Origin of the sequence: Weizmannia sp. WK01 (assembly GCF_025905465.1) — a bacterium.
GTDB classification, from domain to species: domain Bacteria; phylum Bacillota; class Bacilli; order Bacillales; family Bacillaceae_C; genus Weizmannia; species Weizmannia faecalis.
Genome location: NZ_CP109616.1, coordinates 694,002 through 713,528 on the forward strand (window position 1 = coordinate 694,002; position 19,527 = coordinate 713,528).

Below are 19,527 nucleotides of genomic sequence, written 5' to 3' on the forward strand. Positions count from 1 at the left end.
AAATTATATTTCAATAATTTTTTTATAAATGTCATAAGTACAAACTCTATTTTTTACAGATACTGGTTATCAAGAAATCTTTTGGTATAGAAACTTAACTAAGTATTGCAGCTCCATTGATTAGTCAAGTTTGGATAACGGAGTACGTGATTGAGATTACTTTATACATATAAGACAGATGTGCTTAATCAACAAAACAACGACTGACTAATGCAGCCGTTGTTTAATAAATTATTTTTGTATGGATTGAGAAAAGTTAAATTTTTTATGCTCAGCTTGTTGTCTGAGATCAATCTCAATTTGCTCAAGGCTTTTTCCTTTTGTCTCGGATACTTTTCGGGTTACAAAGATGAACGCCAGAACACCCATAATGCCATATATAATAAACATGGTTGAAATGCCAAATTGTTCAATCAATTTAGGAAAAGTTAAGGAGACAATTAAGTTTGCAAGCCAGTTTGTAACACTGCCAATCCCCATGCCTATGCCGCGAATTTTAAGCGGAAAGATTTCAGAGAGCATCACCCATACGACCGGTCCCCAGCTGAGGGAGAAAAATGCAATGTAAACAGCCAGGCAAATCACCGTTGTCCAACTGGCAGCAGTTGACGGGCCAAGTAAAGCGTTTACAATCCCCAGTACAAATAAGGCAAGAGACATACCGGCATTACCGATTAATAAAAGTGGTTTTCTACCAACTTTATCGATGATAAGAACTGCAATAGCTGTAATGATCACGTTAACAATCCCGATGCCTACTGTACCCAGAATAGCTGCAGATGCTCCTAGCCCGACGTTTGTAAAAGTGGTAGGTGCGTAATATAGAACGGTATTGCAGCCAATGATCTGTTGAAAGACTGCCAATCCTATGCCGGCAATTAATGCTGGCCGCACCCACGCTTGTTTTACTTCACTAAAACCGCCCTGATTTTTTTCAAGTTCGTTTGCTTGCTTGATCTCACGTATTTCTTCTTCAACGCCGTGCCCTTTTCTCATATAATTGAGAATCGTTCTTGCTTCAGGTTCTTTTCCCTGTTTCAAAAGCCAACGTGGGCTTTCTGGTAAAAAAAGCATACCGATTAACATCAGCAAACCCGGGATCAGCGCAAAACCGAGCATCCAGCGCCAGCTTCCTGTAGCAGCAAAAACATAGTTAATGATATAAGCCAATAAAATACCTGTCATGATCATCAGTTGATTCAAACTGGACAATGCACCGCGGATTGAAGTTGGTGCCATTTCTGATAAATACATTGGAACAAGGGTAGAGGCACTTCCGACTGCCAGGCCCAATATGACCCGGAAAAGAATTAAAACACCAGTATTTGGTGCCAACGCGGTACCTAATGCTCCAATACAGAAAACAGATGCTGCGATGAGAACGACTTTTTTTCTTCCCCATCTGTCAGACATTGCTCCGCTAATTGCGGCACCGATCATACAGCCAAACAGAATGGAGCTGACGACAATTCCTTCTGTCCAGGAAGTCAGGTGTAAATCATTTTTGATAAAAAGAAGGGCGCCGGAAATTACACCGGTATCATATCCAAATAATAATCCGCCCAAAGCGCCAAAAAAGTAAATCAAGCCATTATTGATTTTAAATTTCATCTGTTTTCCCTCCAAACCGCGATTCGTTTACTCTTCTTAAATCAAACAACTGGTGATTGATCGCGACGGTGTGCGGATAAACATCTTTATAAACCTGGTAAAAATCCCGGTAACGCTTCACGTTTTTCGGTATCGGCTCAAATGTCCGGCCTGTCCGGATAAAGGCGGCTGCACAATCTTTGAGGGAAGAGAACCATCCTAATCCGCTTGCTGCAATCATGGCGGCGCCCATCCCAGGACCTTGTTCATTCTGAAGTTTGATGACTTTTGCTTGAAAAATATCAGCCTGAATTTGCAGCCACAGGTCACTTTTCGCACCGCCGCCGATGGATATCACGGTATCGATGTTCTTGCCATAGTTTCGAAAAATTTCAACGCTTTCATTGATAGAGAAGGCAATACCTTCCATCACTGCACGGGTAAAATCCCGCCTGGTATGTGAGCTGTCAATTCCTGTAAAAGTGCCGCGGATTTTTGCATCGGCATAGGGCGTTCTTTCCCCGGCAATAAACGGTGTGAAAAGCAGCCCGTTTGCCCCGATCGAAGAATGCGCGGCTTCTTCCAGCAATGTTGCAAAATCTTCGCCTTTTGTGAATGTATCCTTAAACCAGGACAGACTGTATCCGGCGGCAAGTGTAACGCCCATTGTATAGTAAGCATCTTTCTGTCCATGATTAAAAAGATGCACTTTGCCGCCAAAGTTTTTATTGCTGTCTGATTCATATGAAAGGAATACACCGGATGTGCCAATGCTGCAAAGTGCTTTGCCTTCTTCTAAAATGCCGGCGCCGATCGCACCGCAGGCATTGTCCGCCCCACCGGCAAACACTTTGGTCGCAGGAGAAAGGCCGCACGTCGCAGCGATGTCCGGCAATAATGTGCCGACTTCTGCTTCCGTCTCAACAAGCGGCGGGCAAATATCGGCCGGGATGTCAAATGTGCGCAAAATATCCGTGCTCCATGATTGATTGACGATATCTAACAACAGAGTGCCCGCTGCATCCGAGTAATCCATGCCAATCGTTCCGGTTAACCGGTAACGAAGATAATCTTTTGGCAGGAGAAAGACACGCGTTTTCCGGAAATTTTCCGGTTCGTACTGCTGGACCCAAAGTATCTTCGGAAGTGTGAACCCTTCTAAGGCCGGATTTTTTGTAATTTCCAGCAGCTTGCCACCCAGTACTTGATCGATTTTTTTGCATTGTTCAGTTGTTCTTGTGTCGTTCCAAAGAATAGCATTGCGGATGACTTGCAGATTTTCGTCCAGCAGCACAAGCCCGTGCATTTGGCCAGAAAAACTGAGCCCTTCAATTTCATCGCGGGGTACCCCGGATTTTTCCGTTAGTTCTTTCAAAGCTTGAATCGTTTTTTCGACCCACTGTTCCGGATCCTGTTCGCTGTAACCCGGGTGCGGCTGCATTAACGGATAGGATTTAGAAACAGATGAAACCACCTGTCCGTTTTGGTCAACAAGTAATACTTTAACAGAACTTGTCCCAAGATCGACACCGATTGCATATTTCATCTTAATCTCCCCATTGAATAAACCGGCCGGCCTTCATCCAGGCAGGCCGGTTCGGAATTTTATGCATTTACACTTTGATAGGCTTCTTGCACAATATAATGGTTCAGCGTATTTTTCAGTTGTTCCAGGCGGCCAGATTGGTTTATAATTTCTTTTTTATCAAGAATATAATTTTCAAGTGATTTAAAATCAGCTTTGCCGGAAACGATATCGGCGCCGATGCCTTCTTTATAACTGCTGTACCGTTCTTCGATAAAGGCATCAAATACCCGGTCTTCAATCAGCCGGTTCGCTACTTTTAATCCAAGGGCAAAGCTGTCCATACCGGCAATATGGGCATAAAACAGATCTTCATCTGTGAACGAGGCGCGGCGTGTTTTCGCATCAAAGTTCAATCCGCCCCTGCCAAGGCCGCCGTTTTTCAATACTTCATACATCGCAAGCGTGGTGGAATAGAGATCTGTCGGGAATTCATCTGTATCCCAGCCGAGCAGCGGATCACCCTGGTTCGCATCCAAAGAGCCAAGCAAGCCGTGGGTACGCGCAACCCGGATTTCATGTTCAAACGTATGGCCGGCCAAAGTGGCATGATTTGCTTCAAGATTCAGCTTGAAGTGTTGATCCAAATCGTAAGTTTTTAAGAATGCAATAGTCGTAGCAGCATCAAAATCATATTGATGTTTTGTCGGTTCTTTCGGTTTCGGCTCAAGCAAGAACTGAGCATCAAATCCGATTTCTTTCGCGTAATCAACGGCCATATGGAAGAACCGTGCCAGGTTGTCCTGTTCCAGCTTCAAATCTGTATTTAACAAAGTTTCATAGCCTTCCCGGCCGCCCCAAAATACATAGTTTTCAGCGCCCAGTTCTTTCCCGACTTCAAGCCCTTTTTTCACTTGGGCGGCTGCGTACGCGAAAACATCTGCGTTGCAAGAGCTAGCTGCACCGTGGACAAAACGTGGATTTGTGAACATATTGGCTGTATTCCATAAGAGTTTTACTTTGCTTGTTTTCATATAATCTTTAATCATGGCAACGATGACGTCCAGATTTTTATTTGTTTCCCTTAATGTATCGCCTTCAGGAGCAATATCGCGGTCATGAAAGCAGAAATAAGGGTTACCTAGTTTTTCAAAAAATTCAAATGCTGCTTCTACTCTTGCTTTGGCAAGATCCATGCCTGTGAAGCGATCCCACGGGCGGATCTTGGAGCCTGCGCCAAACGGATCGGTACCGCTTTCAGTAAAGGTGTGCCAGAATGCGACTGAGAATCGAAGCTGTTCTTCCATCGTTTTTCCACCAACGAGTTCTTTCGGATTGTAATGATTAAATGAAAGACCGCTTTTCAATTGTTTGCCAGAATAAGTGATTTTGCTGACATTTGGAAAATATGCCATCATTGTCCCCTCCTATCATTCATTGCAAGCGTATACATAGGGCCCTAGAAAAATAGCACTTTGTTTGTTTAACGGTTAAACTAAGTACATGTTCATAGTAGCACGGTCTTTTAAAAAAAACAACCAATTTTTAAGAAAAATTTTTGATATAATGATAAAAACCGATAATGTTTGTTTAGTGCCTTTACGAATGGAGAGATATTACAACATGCACATAGCGGACCAAAGTTTTATTAAAAATCAAAACCAGCGGGTGATTTTGAACGAGTTGATGAAACATGAGCAAATTTCCCGTGCCAAATTAGCAAAAATTACGAAATTAAATAAAGCAACGATTTCTTCCCAGGTATCGTTTTTGATAGAAAAGAAGCTTGTGAAAGAAGTGGGCACTGGCTTGTCGAGCGGTGGAAGAAAGCCGGTTATGCTAGTATTTAATGAAAAAGCCGGTTATGCTATTGGCGTGGATATTGGTGTGACATATATTTTAACAGTGCTTACTGATTTGGACGGAAACATGATTTACAGTGATTACTGTGAAATTGAAGATCCTTCTTTTGAGATGATAAAGCCGGTAATTATTGAAAGAATCCGGCTTGTTGCAAGTAAAGTGTCGTCTTCCCCGTACGGTATTATTGGCATTGGCGCGGGCGTTCACGGATTTGTCGATATGCAACAGAATGTGCTGTTTACACCGAATTCCGGCTGGCGGGATGTGGATTTAAAAGGCTTGCTGCAAACCCATTTTGATTGTCCTGTTTTGGTGGACAATGAGGCAAATGCCGGGGCATACGGCGAAAAATTGTTTGGCATCTTGAAAGGATGCAAAAATGGCATATATGTCAGTATTGGCATTGGTATTGGGCTTGGTATCATTGTTAATGATGAACTGTATCGCGGAAAAGAAGGCTTTTCCGGTGAAATGGGGCATATGTCGATTGACTTTAACGGCAGGCAGTGCGGCTGCGGCAATAAAGGTTGCTGGGAACTTTATGCATCCGAAAAAGCTTTTTATGATCAACTGTGCTTAGTAAAAAACAAACGCCGGATTACTTTGGAAGAAGTGACGAATTGGGTAAAGGAAAATGATGGTGAAACACTACGGGAATTGGATAAGCTGGGGTACTTTTTAGGAATCGGCCTTACGAATATTATCAATACCTTTAACCCCGAGGCGATTGTGCTTCGCAGTAATTTAATTCAGGAAAACCCGACCATTTTAAATTCTATACAAAGTACGATTGCATCCAGAGTGTCAAAATATGTCCGGCAGAACCATCGAATTTATTTGTCGCAGTTGCATCGGAATGCGACAGCAGTTGGGGCTGCGGCTTTTATTGTCCATCATTTTTTGATGGAGTCGGAAGAGCTTTACGGGAATTAAGGATGCTGCAGGTAACCTGGTGTTCATGTTAAAGCTAGGCCATAAAAGAAAAAGATGCGGAGCGCCCACGTGCAAACCACCAAAAAGACAAAAAGGGGCTCTCTGGGCCCCTGAGTCCAAGCACGTGCCAATTTGAAACCGGGAATCATTAAAGTTTTAACATCCGCTCTAACGCCAAAACCGCATCCCGCGCTGTGTTTTCCTCTACTTTGATCACGTTTGTTTCTTTGCCCTCGATGATATTTTCCAGTGACCATAAAAGATGGGGCAGGTCGATCCGGTTCATGGTCAGGCACGGGCACATGACCGGATTTAACGAAATAATCTTTTTATCCGGATGATTTTTGATCAGGCGCTGCACCAGGTTCATTTCAGTGCCAATTGCCCAGGCGCTCCCGGCCGGCGCGTTTTCAATCGTATCAATGATGTATTTTGTGGAGCCGCTGAAATCTGACAGGGCAACCACTTCATGCGCACATTCCGGATGGACAATGATTTGCATATCCGGATATTTCGCGCGCACGAATTCGATATTTTTGATGGTAAAGTGCGCGTGTACGGAGCAGTGCCCTTTCCATAAAATGACTTTCACATTTTCCAGCGCGCCTTCGTAGATAAGTTCGTTCCGGATCGGGTCCCAGACTGCCATATCTGCGAGTTCCACGCCCAAATCAAATGCAGTGTTCCGGCCGAGATGCTGGTCTGGTAAAAAGAAAACCCGTTTTTTCTGGGTGAAGGCCCACTTGACCATTTTTTTCGCATTTGAAGAGGTAACGGTTGCCCCGCCGTTGCGCCCGACAAATGCTTTTATCGCTGCTGTGGAGTTGACATAGGTAAGGGGCAGCATCGTATCCCCGAACAAAGATTGCAACATATCCCATGCCCGTTCCGTCTGGTGGATGTCGGCCATGTCTGCCATCGAGCAGCCTGCACGCATGTCGGGAAGAATGACGGTTTGTTCCGCCGATGTTAAAATATCCGCCGTTTCTGCCATAAAATGTACACCGCAAAACACAATGTATTTGGCATGGCGGTTTTTTGCCGAAATTTGCGCAAGCTGCAGCGAATCACCGGCAGCATCGGCAAACTGGTATACTTCTTCACGCTGGTAGTGGTGACATGGGAGGAAAAGTTGCGCGCCCATTTCTTTTTTGATGTCCCAAACCCGGTTTTCCATTTCTTCTTGCGCAAGGGACTGATATTTTTCCGGCAAAGCCGTAAGTTGTAACGTTTTCAGCAGGCTCATAAAGCAACCTCCTTCGTATTTTCCACGATTGCACTGATATCAAGTATTTGATAGGAATGGGTCAAAAATCCGAGCGAGATCCAATCGACGCCGGTTTCAGCATAGCTCCGGATATTTTCCATTGTGATGCCGCCTGATGCTTCCGTCGCAATATGGGGCGGCACGAGCGGCAGCCATTCGCAGACTTCTTCCGGTGTGCGGTTGTCAAACATGATGATGTCGGCACCGGCACGGACAGCCTCAAGCAGATGGTCCTTTGTTTCAATTTCGACTTCAATTTTTACGGTATGCCCGATGGATGCTTTCACTGTTTCCACGGCTTTTGTGATGCTGCCGGCAAATGCGATATGGTTGTCTTTCAGCATGACACAGTCGTACAGCCCGCGCCGGTGGTTGAATCCGCCGCCTGCTTTAACGGCGGATTTTTCAAGCATCCGGAGGCCAGGGGTTGTCTTTCTTGTATCGCAAATCTTTGCATGGGTGCCTTTCGTCTCACGGACTGCAGCGTTTGTTGTTGTTGCAATGCCCGACATGCGCTGGACGAGATTCAGGATTACCCGCTCTCCGGAAAGGAGGCTTACAATGGGCCCGTGGATTTCTGCAATGACCGTACCTTTTTCAATCCAGGCACCGTCCCGGGGGAAAATGCGGGGTCTCACCGTACTGTCCAGGATACGGAAACCTTCTTCTATCACATCTTTCCCACAGAAAATCCCGTTTTGCTTTGCAATGAACGTTAATTTGCCCGGCTGATCCGGCGAAAAAATATATTCCGTATTGATATCGCCTTCCCCAATGTCTTCCATGAAAAAATCTTTAAGCATGGATTGAAGTTTGAGCTTGTTCATAAAGTCCCCTCCTTGCGATCAAGCCTTTGTTTTTTGCATGAATGAGATGGATACCCTGCCAGTCGCTGCTTTCATCCGGGTAATCGGCGCGGATATGGGCACCACGCGATTCTTTCCGGAAAAGCGCCGATTGTGTGATGAAAAAGCTGTTGGTAAACATAAAGACTTTTTCTATTTCTTCCTTTGTAAGATGGTCGAGTGAAAAAGCGGAAAACGTATCAGCCCCGCGTGCTTCGAGCCACCGCAAAAGATGCCGCAACCCGGTTTCCGTACGGATCACACCGGCATTTTCCATCATTTTTTCCTTCAATGCTGCGGTGTCTAGCCGGCGGGCAATTTCCGGATTTAAAGGAGGGCGGGCGATTTCTGCTGTTTCGCCGCCCGATGCTTCAGGTTCCAATGCATTTAAAAACGCTGCGAGCCGTTTGCCAAATACGAGCCCTTCCAAAAGCGAATTGCTGGCGAGCCGATTTGCACCGTGTACGCCGCTTGCCGCGGCTTCCCCGATTGCATACAGCCCGTTTACCGTTGTTCTGCCATATGTATCCACTACGATGCCGCCCATAAAGAAATGGCTGCCCGGGACAATAGGCAACAGGCCGGAATGGATATCAATGCCGCTTTCCCGGCAAATCCGGGAAATGGTCGGGAACCTTTTTTCAAAGTTTTTGATTTTACGGATGTCCAGAAAAACTTTCTTTCCGCTATGAATCGTCTGATGGATTTGGTGGGCGACCACATGCCTGGGTGCCAGGTCTTTTAACTGGTGGACGCCCGCCATGACAGGCGATCCGTTTTCATCCATAAGCACTGCACCCTCTCCACGGACGGCTTCGGATACAAGGCCTTTCGCGCGGCCTTCCGCATACAATAATGTCGGGTGGAACTGGACGAACTCCATATCTGCAAGTTCCGCGCCGGCCCGGTATGCCATTGCAATCCCGTCGCCGATGATTTCCGGGTGGTTGGAGGTGAAAGGATACAAGCTCCCAAGCCCGCCGGTTGCGATCACGGTATGATCGGAAAAATAGTGGCGGATGTTGCCGTCGGCCGTTTTTGTTTTTACACCGGTTACGCGTCCTGTTTCTGCGGATACGATTAGTTCAAACGCCAGCTCATGTTCGATCATCCGGACGTTTTTTCCAAGTTGCCCGAGAAGATGTTGAATGACAAATTTGCCGGTTGCATCGCCGCCGCAATGGAGAATACGGTGCACTGTATGGGCGCCTTCAAGCCCTAAATCAAGCCCGCCGTCCGGCCGCCTGTCTACGGGAAGCCCGCTTTTTATGAGTGCTTCCGCTACAGCCGCACCCTCTTTCACCAATTTTTCCACTTCTTTTTCATCATGGTGCCGGCAGCCCGCCCGGATCGTGTCTTTCACATGCAATTCAAAACGGTCTTCCGGCGAGAGGACGGCTGCGATCCCGCCTTGTGCTTTGTAGGAATTGCTCGTTTTTACCTGCGCCTTTGTGATGATCGTCACTTCGTAGCGGCTGCCCAAGTGCACGGCCAACTGTAAGGCGGCAATCCCGCTTCCCAAGATACATATTTTTTCTGTCATCGGTCTCCCTACTTTACATCTGTCTTGACACCTATCTTTGCACAAAATTAAACTGAATACAAGTACTTTTTAGGAGGCTAGCTATGTTTTATTTTGATTATGCGGCAACGACAAAAATGAGTGAACGGGCACGGGAGACGTTTATGGAAGCGGCCGAATCTTTTTACGGAAACAGTGAAAGCCTGCATGACATCGGGACGGATGCGTGTGCGGTTCTTGAAAAATCGCGGGACTTGATCAGCAGCTATCTCGGCATACCGGCTGAAGGGCTGTATTTTACTTCAGGCGGGACGGAGGGGAATTTATTGGCGATTGTTTCGCTTGCAATGGGAGCTTCCGGAAGGGGAAAACATATCATTTCGTCGATGGCGGAGCATGCGTCCGTCCATTCGGCGCTCGGGTTTTTGGAAAGGCTGGGATTTGAAGTGACAAGGCTCCTGTTTACAGAAAAAGGGACGGTGGATGTTAAGAAGCTTGAAGCGGCGATCCGGCCGGACACGGTGCTCGTTTCGGTTCAGCATATTAACCAGGAAATCGGCACCATCCAGCCTATTGAGGAAATTTCCCTGATGGTAAGAAGGCGGGGGATCCTGTTTCATTCCGATTGTGTGCAGTCATTTGGCAAAGCAGATGTAGCACGCATGATCCCTTACGTCGACAGCATCACCCTCTCTTCACACAAAATTCACGGGCCAAAAGGGGTCGGAGCAGTGTACATTCACCCCTCTTGTGTCATGGCGCCTGTTTTTCCGCATTTATCCCATGAAAAGGGGTTCCGCGGCGGGACGGTGAATGTGCCCGGCATTGCCGGATTTGCTGCCGCTGTCGAGGAAATTTTGATAGAAAGTGAGCGGGACTGGGAATACCGGACTGCATTAAAAGAGGCAACCGGCGGGGCGGTTGTTTTTATAGAAGGGGAACGGGCGATGCAGCTTCCTTCCATCGTCGGCTGTATGATTACAGGCGTTCAGGGGCAGCTTGTTTTATTGGAGTGTAACAAAGCGGGATTCGCGATTTCAACCGGGAGCGCCTGCCAGGAACATCATGAAGGCGGGAGCAAAGCGGTTGAAGCCATGGGATACCCGAAGGAAGCGGCTGATCAGTTTTTTAGAATTTCTTTTGGGCGCCACACAACAAAAGAGGAGATCTTTTCACTCGGAGAAAGATTGAAACAGATTGCGGCTGTGCACCGTGTCGGAACCGCGAGATGAAATCTATTTGCCCGCTGAACAAACATTGAGTGACTTATGGTTCAAGCAGTTGGTAATGTGGAAAGAGGGTATATGGAAGAACATGTATGGGTAGAATTTTACTTGAAGGGATAGATGAGTGGAAAAAATGGGAAGACACGCTGTTACTTAATTTTGCTGTTGACAGCTTCCCCGGTGTGGTGATATATTTACCTCGAATAGGTCAAGAAACTCGGAAACTTAACCAAAAAGGGATATGGTAAGACCGTCAGTCGGAGGCGGTGTCTTTCAGTGTTGTGAGGTGCTTAGCAATCGAAGCTAAGTACAAGAGAATCAGAAAAGGCGTCAGCATCGAAGCTGGCGCCTTTAGTATGTCAAAGGGGGAAACCAAATGTGAAGAGAGTGATGGTCTTTATTGATGGCAATAATTTCGAAGCGGCTCTTACTGCCTTGTACGGGTCTCAGCAGAGGCTGGACTATTTAAAGTTGGCAGAATACGTGGCTGCCCGGAGAGATGGGATCCTTCAGCGCATTTATTATTACACAGCAGTCGGAAGTTTGGATAAAGAAAAAGCGGCAGCAACGAAATTATTTATTGATCATTTAAACAAAAAGGTTCCAAAATGTATCGCGAAACTGGGTTATTTAAGTGTTGTGGGAATAAATGCGCTAGGCAAGCCAATTTTTACAGAAAAAGGAACAGATGTAAATATAGCGGTAGATTTGGTGTCACTTGCTTTTAATAACGGTTATGATGAGGCAATTTTATTCAGTGCTGATACGGATTACGAAGCAGCCATTAAAATGGCCAGAAGTTTGGGGAAAAATGTGGTTGCCGGTGTCGTAGATCAACAAAAAGCGGGTTATATGAAGGATCTTTGTGATGAGTATATTACTTTAAAAAAAGAAGACTTTAATCAGTGCATGCGTTAATGAAAAAGTAAAGCTGCCCGGAGTCCGAGCCTCAAGGCAGCCAATGATGCGCTTGGCTGTATAGTTCGAATCTGTACAGCCTTCTAATCATGAGTATGAACGGACAACACGGGTTCATACCCATTTTCTTTCGACATTTTTATTCCCATTTGAAAGAATGAAAAAACCTGTCTGCCATGCCATCCGTGTGGGAATCGCTTTATGGATTAAAATACGCGTGGTTTCCGCCATAAGAGGAATAGCCTTCCTAAAGGGCACAACTTTTAATATACATAATATCTGAATTTTTTTAAAAGGAAACAAAAAGTTTCCTGCTTGTCTGTTTAAGCATGCGCCGAAGTGGGGAAAGGTATTTTGCAAAATGTACAGAAGCGCCAAAGTGCATTTGACTTCATTGAAAGTTTGGATATATTATAAATTAGAAATTTTTCCATCATGGAAGCTTCAAAAAATATCATGCAAAGAAAACTGGATAAAAAAATTTTGCTTATACATCCTAAAAGATAGCAATACCCGCCGGACATCCCGGGAAAAATACGGGTGTAGCGGGAAGAAACACGCTGGCACTTAAATATAGCCTGATTTCGAATGATCTATTTTGCAAATTTGCGTTGATGCTGGTACGTTGAGAGGCAGCAGGAATGTCTGCATTCACTATCATATAAGAAATGAGAGGTGGGTATGATGGACTTAAGTCCGAAAGAAATTGCGGATGTAGCAATTGAAAAAGGAATAGCGAAAGCGAACAGCTCGTTTTTGTCGATGGTGGTGCTTGGTTTTTTGGGCGGGGCTTTTATTGCAATCGGTTATTTGGCTTATATCCGGGTGACCGGCACGATGCCAGCGAGCTGGGGCAGTTTTGACACATTTATGGGTGCCGCAGTGTTCCCGACCGGCCTGATCTTGATTTTGGTTGGGGGCGGCGAGCTTGTCACCGGCAATATGATGGCCGTCAGCATGGCCTGTTTTGACAAAAAGATTAACATCTTGCAGCTTATCTGGAACTGGTTGTGGATCACCATTTTTAACCTGATCGGTGCGCTGTTTGTGGCCTACTTTTTCGGGCATTTTATCGGCCTGACAGAGGGGGATTTTTTGGCGAAAACAGTTCACACGGCAGAAATGAAGACAAGCGCACCTTTTTGGCAGGCATTTGTCTCCGGGATCGGTTGTAACTGGCTTGTCAGCATGGCAGTCTGGCTTTGCTACGGCGCCAAAACGTTTGCAGGCAAAATCCTCGGCATCTGGTTTCCGATCATGGCTTTTGTGCTGATTGGGTTCCAGCACGTCGTTGCCAATATGTTCATTATTCCGGCCGCTATTTTTGCGGGGCATCTTTCATGGATGTTATTTTTGAAAAATATCATTGCCGTTTTCCTCGGGAATGCGGCAGGCGCAGTTGTGTTTGTCAGCATGCTCTACTTTATCGCATATAAAAAAGAAGGGGTTCAAAAGACAGACACTGCACTTTGAAACGGAGGGCTTCTCACAAAATGGGAAGCCTCCCTTTTTTGGCTTTCGGTAAAAACAGAATCGCTTTTTCAGCCATTGCAGAAAAGGATGCAAATTTGAATAGGCTACGCAGAATGGGAGTGAGTCAGCAAGAATGCAAATATCTGATAGAAAAAGCAGCAAAAACTTTGTACCCCGCCTGGTTCTAACGGAGAAAGAGCCATTACCAAGCCCTTCGTAATAATGGGTATCACAGTGCTTCCCGAGCAAAGCTCCACTTGCTTCCGCTCCCTATTCACACAAATTTTGCATGATTCTACAAATTTCCGCAAAGGATTGATATAATAGATATATAGTCTCAGACATTGGATCTGTTACTTATGGGACATCGTTTTTTGGAAAAACAACCTGTTCATAAATTGCAGATTGATGCTGGGTACATTGTCCTATGGATATCTTTACGGATTCCGGTTTGCAAGGGGATACCCATTTTAAAAAACAAATCTATCGCGGTGGAACCAGGGGGAAGAGGATGAGCAAACTACTACATACGACTGCAGCAAAAAAAGCACTGGCTAAAGTTGAAAGGGTGGCTGAAAAGGTAAGGCAGGTTTGGGATTCGCAAAAGTCCATTGAAGAACAGGCCGATTCCATTCGTTCCCTGCTTGATCAGGAACTTGCGCGGGATGAATACTTTGTGATTGTGGATGAAAACGGTGTGGGTTATATCCATACGAACCGCCTCTGGGAAGGAACCATTTTTAATGACAAAGTGGGGCTGGCTGCTGCCAGTACCAATACTGGCCTATTACAGATGTACCCAAGAGATACGGGGGAAGTGCTCATTGATGCCTCGTGCCCGCTTTTGACTGGCCCAAATAGAAAGCGCTTTAATTTGCGGATGGGCAGGCTTGTTCATCAGCCGTTTATCGGTCTCCTTTTTGGGGGGATAACGGTGGTGTCGAGCGTAGCAGCATCATTGGCCGCCTATTTTTTTCATCAAGACCTGGTGGAAACAGGCAGTGTGTTCAGCATTACCCTTTTCGTCAGTCTTGTGCTTAGTTTGGTCGCCTATTTGATCATCACTCATCAGCTGCGACATTGGTATGCGGTTACAAGAAAAATTTCATCGGGGGACTTGAGCGCAATGGTGAAGACAGTAGGGCTGCGCAATGAGTTCCATCAAATCGGCTATGAAATAAATAAAATCATTTTAGGGATCCGGGCAATGATCCGTGACTTTAAAAATGGAAGCGAAACAGTGGAACAGATAAGCAAGGAACAAGAAATGGAATTGCAGCACATTTCCGCAGCTTTTGAACAAATCTCTGCAGCCGTCCAAACTTTTCGGGGCGGCGCTGAGATTCAGGGCAACTCGGTTGGAAATGCGAATGAGATGGTGGAAAAGATGATGGAAAAGGTATGGGAAATGCAGGAAGAAGCGGAGAATGCTGTTGCCGGGGCGGATGAAGCACTGAGGGATGCAAGTAAGGGAGAACAGGCTGTACAATTGGCGAAAAACCAAATGAAGGCGATTCAGGATGAGGCTTCAAATACAGCGTCTAATATCCGTTTGGTAGCCGAAGAAGCGAAAACGGTCATGGAAAAGGTGTCGGCCATTACGGAAATTTCCAAGCAAACGAATATGCTGGCACTTAATGCCTCGATTGAAGCGGCACGGGCTGGCGAGGTCGGAAACGGTTTTGCGATTGTCGCCAATGAGGTGAGAAAACTGGCGGAAGGGACAAATGTATTTGCCGAACATATCATGTCCTCTATGAAAAAAACAAGGGAAGATTTAGAAGCAGCTGTTGCGCAGGTTGAACATAATGTAAAGGCGATCGATAAGGGAATGGAGATTGTTTCGCAAACCGGTGAGACCATTATGCAATTAACAAAGAGCGCCGTCCGGACACAAGACATGGTCATCCATAATCGCAAGTCTGTTCAAAACATCACGGAGGAGGGGGAAAAGCTTCAGGAAATGATAAAAGAAATAAAAACGATTACGGAAGATTTCACCAAAACAGTGGCTGAAACGAACGCCAGCATGGAAATTCAGGTGGAAGGCGTAAATTCGATCGCTCAGAATGCAACACAGCTGGCATCGGAAGCCAAGCATCTTAACCGCATTGTGAAAAGATTTCGGGATGGAAAAGACATTTTTTAAAAAGGGGACGCCCATTTCGCAAGCGCGACGTGGACGCCCATTCTGAAAATAGGGGGAGTGATTTTCATTTTTTACGGATGCATTCATTGCGGTAGGGGTGTTCCTCCTAAAAAGAACCCTAAACCAAGCCTTAATTAAGATAACTTAAGAAACGGGTTATAAAAGCGGCTGCCGTTGTGAAAGGTGACAAGCAGTGAAGCAACCAAGATGGCCAAAAAGACAGCCATTGTTGCATAGTCCTTTAACTGAAAAGGGCGTGCACTGTACCAGGTGCGTTTTTTATTTTTTCCGAAGCCGCGTAGTTCCATCGCGTTGCTGATGGTTTCGATTTTATCAAGGCTCGACAAGATGAGCGGAATCAGGATGGTTGCCGCATTTTTTATCCGTTTCGGCAGCTTTTCTTTGCGTGACATATCTAAGCCTCTTGCCTGCTGGGAAAGGGCGATATTGTGAAAGTCCCGCTGAATATCGGGAATATAGCGGAGCGCTAGGGCAACCGCAAATGAAATCCGGTAGCTGATCCCGATTTTATTGAGCGATGCAGCAAACTCGCTTGGATGCGTCGTTACAATAAACAGAAGTGCGGCTGGAATGACCGTGAAATATTTGAGTGTAATGTTAAACTGGTAAAAAAGCTGTTCCCACGTGATATTGTACCGGCCGGCAATCGAGAACAGCACATGGCTTGTCCCGTAAATTTTTACACCCTGTCCTGGCGAAAAAATATAAATCGCAATGTTATTCAAAAGCAGAAAAGCCAAGATAAAAAGCAAAATAAATAATACTTCCCGGATCTTGATGCGTGAAATGTAAAAAATAACAAGGCTTAAAAGAAAAAGGAAAAGAAGCACACGTGTATCATAGGTAAGCATGGCAGCAAAAGACCACATCAAAAAGAGAATCAATTTTGTCGCACCAGTCAATTCATGGACGGGGGATTTCCGCTCGATATAAGACAGCATTTCGGTTGCCATTTGTCTGTAGCCCCCTTTCGTACGTGATAAAGCGTTCCGTGAAACTTTCCGGGTTCAAATGTAGCCGGTTTGCAAGCGCATAGAGGGATGTCTCTTTTAAATTGGCACGTCGGATTATATCAGGATGAGTTAAAATTCCGGCAGCCGAACCGTCGGCAATTTTTTCTCCGTCTGCAAGTACAATGGCGCGCGGCGTATACTCCAGCATGAGGTGCATGTCATGGGTGATGAAGAGAATTGTGATGCCTTTTTTGTTCAGTTCCACCAAAAACTCCATGATTTCATGGTAATGCATATAATCCTGGCCGGCAGTTGGTTCATCGAGAATCAAAATATCCGGTTCCAGTACGAGAATAGAAGCAATGGTCACCCTTTTTTTCTGTCCGAAGCTGAGCGCGGAAACAGGCCAATTCCGAAAAGGGTAAAGACCGCAAAGCCGCATGGCATTTTCTGTGCGTTTTTTGATCTCTTCCGGGGCAATTCCCCGGTTGGCCAGACCAAGCGCAATTTCATCGAAAATCATATGTTTTGAGATCATCTGGTTCGGGTTTTGCATGACCATGCCAATCCGAAGCGACCGTTCTTTAATGGTGTCGTTTGTGACGTCTTTCCCTTTGTAAAAAATTTTTCCGGAAGAAGGTTGTTCAAAGCCGCAGATCAGACGTGACAATGTTGATTTTCCTGCACCATTTTTCCCGACAATGCTTACCATTTCCCCTTTTTGGATGGTGAAAGAAAGGTTTTTGAGCACAGGCTGCCCGGGTTTATACGAAAAAGACAAATGATGGATTTCAAGCACCGGCTCTGTTTCGATGCGGGCAACCGGCTTTTTGGCATGTTTATACCAGTTTAAAAGGGCGTCTTTGCACCGGCTGAGTTGAAATGTATCCAGGTGGGCCGGATGCATTTCAGGTGTAATGCGGCAGCCGGCATATTTTGCAGCTTTGACATAAAGCGGCTCCCGGATATGGCACGTTTCCAGCACGGAAGAAGAAAGCAATTCATCCGGCGTACAATCGCTGATCATGTTGCCTTCATCCATCACAATGACTCGGTCTATTTTTTCAGCCAGTACATCCTCAAGCCGGTGTTCAATGATTATGACGGTCACGTTTGCTTTTTTTCGGATGTCCGAAATAAGCTGAATGGCTTGCTTTCCGGTTGCCGGGTCGAGATTTGCGAGCGGTTCATCAAACAAAAGAATTCCTGTATGGTCCACCATTACACCAGCAAGAGACACTTTCTGCTTTTGGCCGCCTGATAATTCATGTACATGTGCTGAAAGCTTGTTTTCAATACCGACTGTCCGAGCTGCTTTATCAACGGCATCATGCATGTCACGGAGCGCGAGACCCTCATTTTCCAGGGCAAAAGCGATGTCCTCGCCGACGGTTAAGCCAATGAACTGTCCGTCCGGATCCTGTAGCACTGTCCCGACTAATTTGGATATGGAGAAAATGTCCATATCTTTTGTTTCTTTTCCGTTTATCTTTAGACTTCCGGATACTTTGCCTTTATATGAAAAAGGAATGAGACCGTTAATGCAGTGGCCAAGTGTGCTCTTCCCCGACCCGGACTGCCCGAGGATCAGCACGCTTTCCCCCTCATAAATCGTTAAATTGATATCATGCAGGGTAGGGGTGGCCTGACTTCTGTATTGAAACGTATAATTCTGGAATTCAATGACGGGCTTTTTCATCTTTTCCTCCCGGTATTCTCTCATTCTTTTCGGAGACTACCGCTTTTGCTTCTCGTTTTCGCGTAAGCAGTAATCAGCAATGTTCCGATAATCCCGACTGTCACCATGTTAGACACACCCGCGACAATGCCTTGCAAAAATACTTTATTGGCAGGTTCCGCATAGATAAGGATGTCGAGCAAAGGGGCAACAAGAAACCATCCGATTGCTTGGGCAATGACTTGTACGATATTAAACAGAAAAATCTTTTTGCCGTTTAGAATGCCGGATTCGATGTCTATTTTTTTCGAAACAAGGCCGAATAAGAAGCTGACAAGGGTAGAAACGATCACCCAGCTCCACCAGATAGACCCGTAGGAAATGGCATCCTTTAAGGCGTGCCCGATCAGACCGATCAGGGCGCCTGCAACCGGGCCGGGCCGTATACAATCGACATAAGGGCAAGAAAAGCATAAGACGTTTCAATGGTTGTATTCGGGATGCCGGTCGGGATTGAAACAAACCTGCCCAAAATAATAAAAACGGCAGCGCCAATCCCGATTGCAACAATTGTGACGATCGATCTTCTGTTTGATTGCATGTCGTGTTCCCCCTATTTTTGATATACAATTTTCGGTGCTTTGCGGATGGTAATGTTCCATTTGATACCGGTATCGATATGGTAGGCTTTTGCGAAAGAGCCCTGGTTGATGGCGATGCCGAGTTTGTACAGGGAATTGATGTACAAAAGCGGTTCGCCAATATGGCTGTCGGCAAAAGAATGGCCGAATGTCATAATGTTTTTATAATGCTGGCGGGATTCGTTAAAAATCGTGACTTCGAACGAATCGCCGTAGTTGACGTCCAATTGCCTGAACAAGGAAGAATCAATATTGGTCCATAAATTGCCGAAACGGACATCCAGCGTATCGATCGTGCCTGTAATCACGCCATCCTGAAGCTCCGGTGCTTTTCTCGGCAGTTCAATAATGGAGTCAGCCGGAATTTCCGGCCCGATTTCTTCAAAACGGATTACCCCGGCAGCCAGTTTCGCGCCGGTGTAGGCATACACATCACGGCCGTGAAACGTATACGATTCTTCTGAATGCGGGAGCCGGTTGGTGGTTTCGTCAATTTCTCTGGCGGCCACAATCGTGTCTTTAATGTGGGTCAGGGTGCCGTTATCCGGTGTGATGATGTACTGGCCGTTTGCCGTTTTGGCGGCAATGCTGCGCCGATCGGATCCGACACCGGGGTCGACCACGCTCACAAACACGGTATCCGCCGGCCAGTAGGAAATCGTCTGGTACAGCCGGTAAGAAGCTTCCCAAATATGGTAGGGTGGAATTTCATGGGTCAAGTTAAAGATTCGGAGCGCTGGGTCAACCGAGACTGCTACCCCGTTCATCGCGGCTACGGCGCCGTCGCATAATCCGAAGTCTGTTTGAAGTACCAATGGTTTTGTCATATCATTTCCTCCTTGAATTTTGAAAAATAAAAAACCACGCCCCTATACGATAAGGGCGTGGTTTGAATTCACGCGGTACCACCTTCGTTCACTGTT

At 45.9% G+C, this 19,527-nt stretch carries 14 protein-coding genes, 1 pseudogene and 1 other annotated feature (1 of these 16 cut by a window edge); of the genes and pseudogenes, 5 read left to right on the top strand and 10 right to left on the bottom strand.

Annotation, left to right across the window (positions count from 1 at the left end; genetic code table 11):
* Positions 1-231: 231 nt before the first annotated feature.
* Genes OF158_RS03225 through xylA form a run of 3 tightly spaced genes read right to left on the bottom strand, consistent with a single transcriptional unit; the run spans position 232 to position 4,530 of the window.
* A complete protein-coding gene (locus OF158_RS03225; protein WP_014096118.1) occupies positions 232-1,611 on the bottom strand; it encodes a sugar porter family MFS transporter in 1,380 nt (459 codons plus the stop codon).
* On the bottom strand, positions 1,601-3,136 hold the full coding sequence (gene xylB, locus OF158_RS03230; protein WP_017551910.1) for a xylulokinase: 1,536 nt from the start codon (positions 3,134-3,136) through the stop codon (positions 1,601-1,603). The genes OF158_RS03225 and xylB overlap by 11 nt, the downstream gene beginning before the upstream one ends.
* Positions 3,137-3,195: 59 nt before the next feature.
* On the bottom strand, positions 3,196-4,530 hold the full coding sequence (gene xylA / locus OF158_RS03235; RefSeq protein WP_026104657.1) for a xylose isomerase: 1,335 nt from the start codon (positions 4,528-4,530) through the stop codon (positions 3,196-3,198).
* Positions 4,531-4,738: 208 nt separating this feature from the next.
* On the opposite strand from xylA, the gene OF158_RS03240 reads away from it, so the two are divergent.
* On the top strand, positions 4,739-5,911 hold the full coding sequence (locus OF158_RS03240) for an ROK family transcriptional regulator (protein ID WP_014096115.1): 1,173 nt from the start codon (positions 4,739-4,741) through the stop codon (positions 5,909-5,911).
* A gap of 148 nt (positions 5,912-6,059) precedes the next feature.
* Here OF158_RS03240 and nadA read toward each other — a convergent pair whose 3' ends face one another.
* Genes nadA through nadB form a run of 3 tightly spaced genes read right to left on the bottom strand, consistent with a single transcriptional unit; the run spans position 6,060 to position 9,566 of the window.
* Positions 6,060-7,157, bottom strand: coding sequence for a quinolinate synthase NadA (nadA, locus tag OF158_RS03245; RefSeq protein WP_017551911.1), 1,098 nt, complete (start codon positions 7,155-7,157; stop codon positions 6,060-6,062).
* Positions 7,154-8,005, bottom strand: coding sequence for a carboxylating nicotinate-nucleotide diphosphorylase (gene nadC, locus OF158_RS03250; protein WP_014096113.1), 852 nt, complete (start codon positions 8,003-8,005; stop codon positions 7,154-7,156). Before nadC ends, nadA begins: the two co-directional genes overlap by 4 nt.
* Positions 7,974-9,566, bottom strand: coding sequence for an L-aspartate oxidase (gene nadB / locus OF158_RS03255; protein ID WP_035182456.1), 1,593 nt, complete (start codon positions 9,564-9,566; stop codon positions 7,974-7,976). Before nadB ends, nadC begins: the two co-directional genes overlap by 32 nt.
* An 83-nt stretch (positions 9,567-9,649) precedes the next feature.
* Between nadB and OF158_RS03260 the strand changes: the two genes are divergently transcribed.
* The 4 genes from OF158_RS03260 to OF158_RS03275 all read left to right on the top strand — a co-directional run bounded on the left by OF158_RS03260 (position 9,650) and on the right by OF158_RS03275 (position 15,311).
* Positions 9,650-10,777, top strand: coding sequence for an IscS subfamily cysteine desulfurase (locus OF158_RS03260; protein ID WP_035182454.1), 1,128 nt, complete (start codon positions 9,650-9,652; stop codon positions 10,775-10,777).
* 372 nt (positions 10,778-11,149) lie between these two features.
* Positions 11,150-11,689 (top strand): NYN domain-containing protein, encoded by a 540-nt coding sequence (locus OF158_RS03265; protein WP_014096110.1) that lies wholly within the window; start codon positions 11,150-11,152, stop codon positions 11,687-11,689.
* A 681-nt stretch (positions 11,690-12,370) separates the two neighbouring features.
* The gene (locus OF158_RS03270; RefSeq protein ID WP_026104658.1) at positions 12,371-13,162 is read left to right on the top strand and encodes a formate/nitrite transporter family protein; all 792 of its coding nucleotides are present in this window, start codon (positions 12,371-12,373) and stop codon (positions 13,160-13,162) included.
* Positions 13,163-13,673: 511 nt separating this feature from the next.
* Positions 13,674-15,311 carry a methyl-accepting chemotaxis protein gene (locus OF158_RS03275; protein ID WP_017551917.1) on the top strand — a complete coding sequence of 546 codons (1,638 nt, stop codon included), beginning with the start codon at positions 13,674-13,676 and terminating at the stop codon, positions 15,309-15,311.
* A 134-nt stretch (positions 15,312-15,445) separates the two neighbouring features.
* Here the strand turns inward: OF158_RS03275 and OF158_RS03280 are convergent, their stop codons facing one another.
* The 4 genes and pseudogenes from OF158_RS03280 to OF158_RS03295 form a co-directional block, all read right to left on the bottom strand.
* Positions 15,446-16,285 carry an energy-coupling factor transporter transmembrane component T family protein gene (locus OF158_RS03280; RefSeq protein ID WP_017551918.1) on the bottom strand — a complete coding sequence of 280 codons (840 nt, stop codon included), beginning with the start codon at positions 16,283-16,285 and terminating at the stop codon, positions 15,446-15,448.
* Positions 16,236-17,984, bottom strand: a complete 1,749-nt coding sequence (locus tag OF158_RS03285; RefSeq protein ID WP_017551919.1) for an ABC transporter ATP-binding protein — start codon at positions 17,982-17,984, stop codon at positions 16,236-16,238. Before OF158_RS03285 ends, OF158_RS03280 begins: the two co-directional genes overlap by 50 nt.
* 20 nt (positions 17,985-18,004) lie before the next feature.
* Positions 18,005-18,564, bottom strand: a pseudogene (locus OF158_RS03290) (ECF-type riboflavin transporter substrate-binding protein).
* A 12-nt stretch (positions 18,565-18,576) separates the two neighbouring features.
* Positions 18,577-19,431, bottom strand: coding sequence for an SAM hydrolase/SAM-dependent halogenase family protein (locus OF158_RS03295; protein ID WP_014096103.1), 855 nt, complete (start codon positions 19,429-19,431; stop codon positions 18,577-18,579).
* 48 nt (positions 19,432-19,479) lie between these two features.
* Positions 19,480-19,527 (bottom strand) — a binding site (T-box leader); it runs 216 nt beyond the window's last position.

Excerpts from the sequence above, each read along its gene's own strand:
- OF158_RS03225 (WP_014096118.1), bottom strand. The coding sequence starts at position 1,611 with ATGAAATTTAAAATCAATAATGGCTTGATTTACTTTTTTGGCGCTTTG.
- xylB (WP_017551910.1), bottom strand. The coding sequence starts at position 3,136 with ATGAAATATGCAATCGGTGTCGATCTTGGGACAAGTTCTGTTAAAGTA.
- xylA (WP_026104657.1), bottom strand. The coding sequence starts at position 4,530 with ATGGCATATTTTCCAAATGTCAGCAAAATCACTTATTCTGGCAAACAA.
- OF158_RS03240 (WP_014096115.1), top strand. The coding sequence starts at position 4,739 with ATGCACATAGCGGACCAAAGTTTTATTAAAAATCAAAACCAGCGGGTG.
- nadA (WP_017551911.1), bottom strand. The coding sequence starts at position 7,157 with ATGAGCCTGCTGAAAACGTTACAACTTACGGCTTTGCCGGAAAAATAT.
- nadC (WP_014096113.1), bottom strand. The coding sequence starts at position 8,005 with ATGAACAAGCTCAAACTTCAATCCATGCTTAAAGATTTTTTCATGGAA.
- nadB (WP_035182456.1), bottom strand. The coding sequence starts at position 9,566 with ATGACAGAAAAAATATGTATCTTGGGAAGCGGGATTGCCGCCTTACAG.
- OF158_RS03260 (WP_035182454.1), top strand. The coding sequence starts at position 9,650 with ATGTTTTATTTTGATTATGCGGCAACGACAAAAATGAGTGAACGGGCA.
- OF158_RS03270 (WP_026104658.1), top strand. The coding sequence starts at position 12,371 with ATGATGGACTTAAGTCCGAAAGAAATTGCGGATGTAGCAATTGAAAAA.
- OF158_RS03275 (WP_017551917.1), top strand. The coding sequence starts at position 13,674 with ATGAGCAAACTACTACATACGACTGCAGCAAAAAAAGCACTGGCTAAA.
- OF158_RS03280 (WP_017551918.1), bottom strand. The coding sequence starts at position 16,285 with ATGGCAACCGAAATGCTGTCTTATATCGAGCGGAAATCCCCCGTCCAT.
- OF158_RS03285 (WP_017551919.1), bottom strand. The coding sequence starts at position 17,984 with ATGAAAAAGCCCGTCATTGAATTCCAGAATTATACGTTTCAATACAGA.
- OF158_RS03295 (WP_014096103.1), bottom strand. The coding sequence starts at position 19,431 with ATGACAAAACCATTGGTACTTCAAACAGACTTCGGATTATGCGACGGC.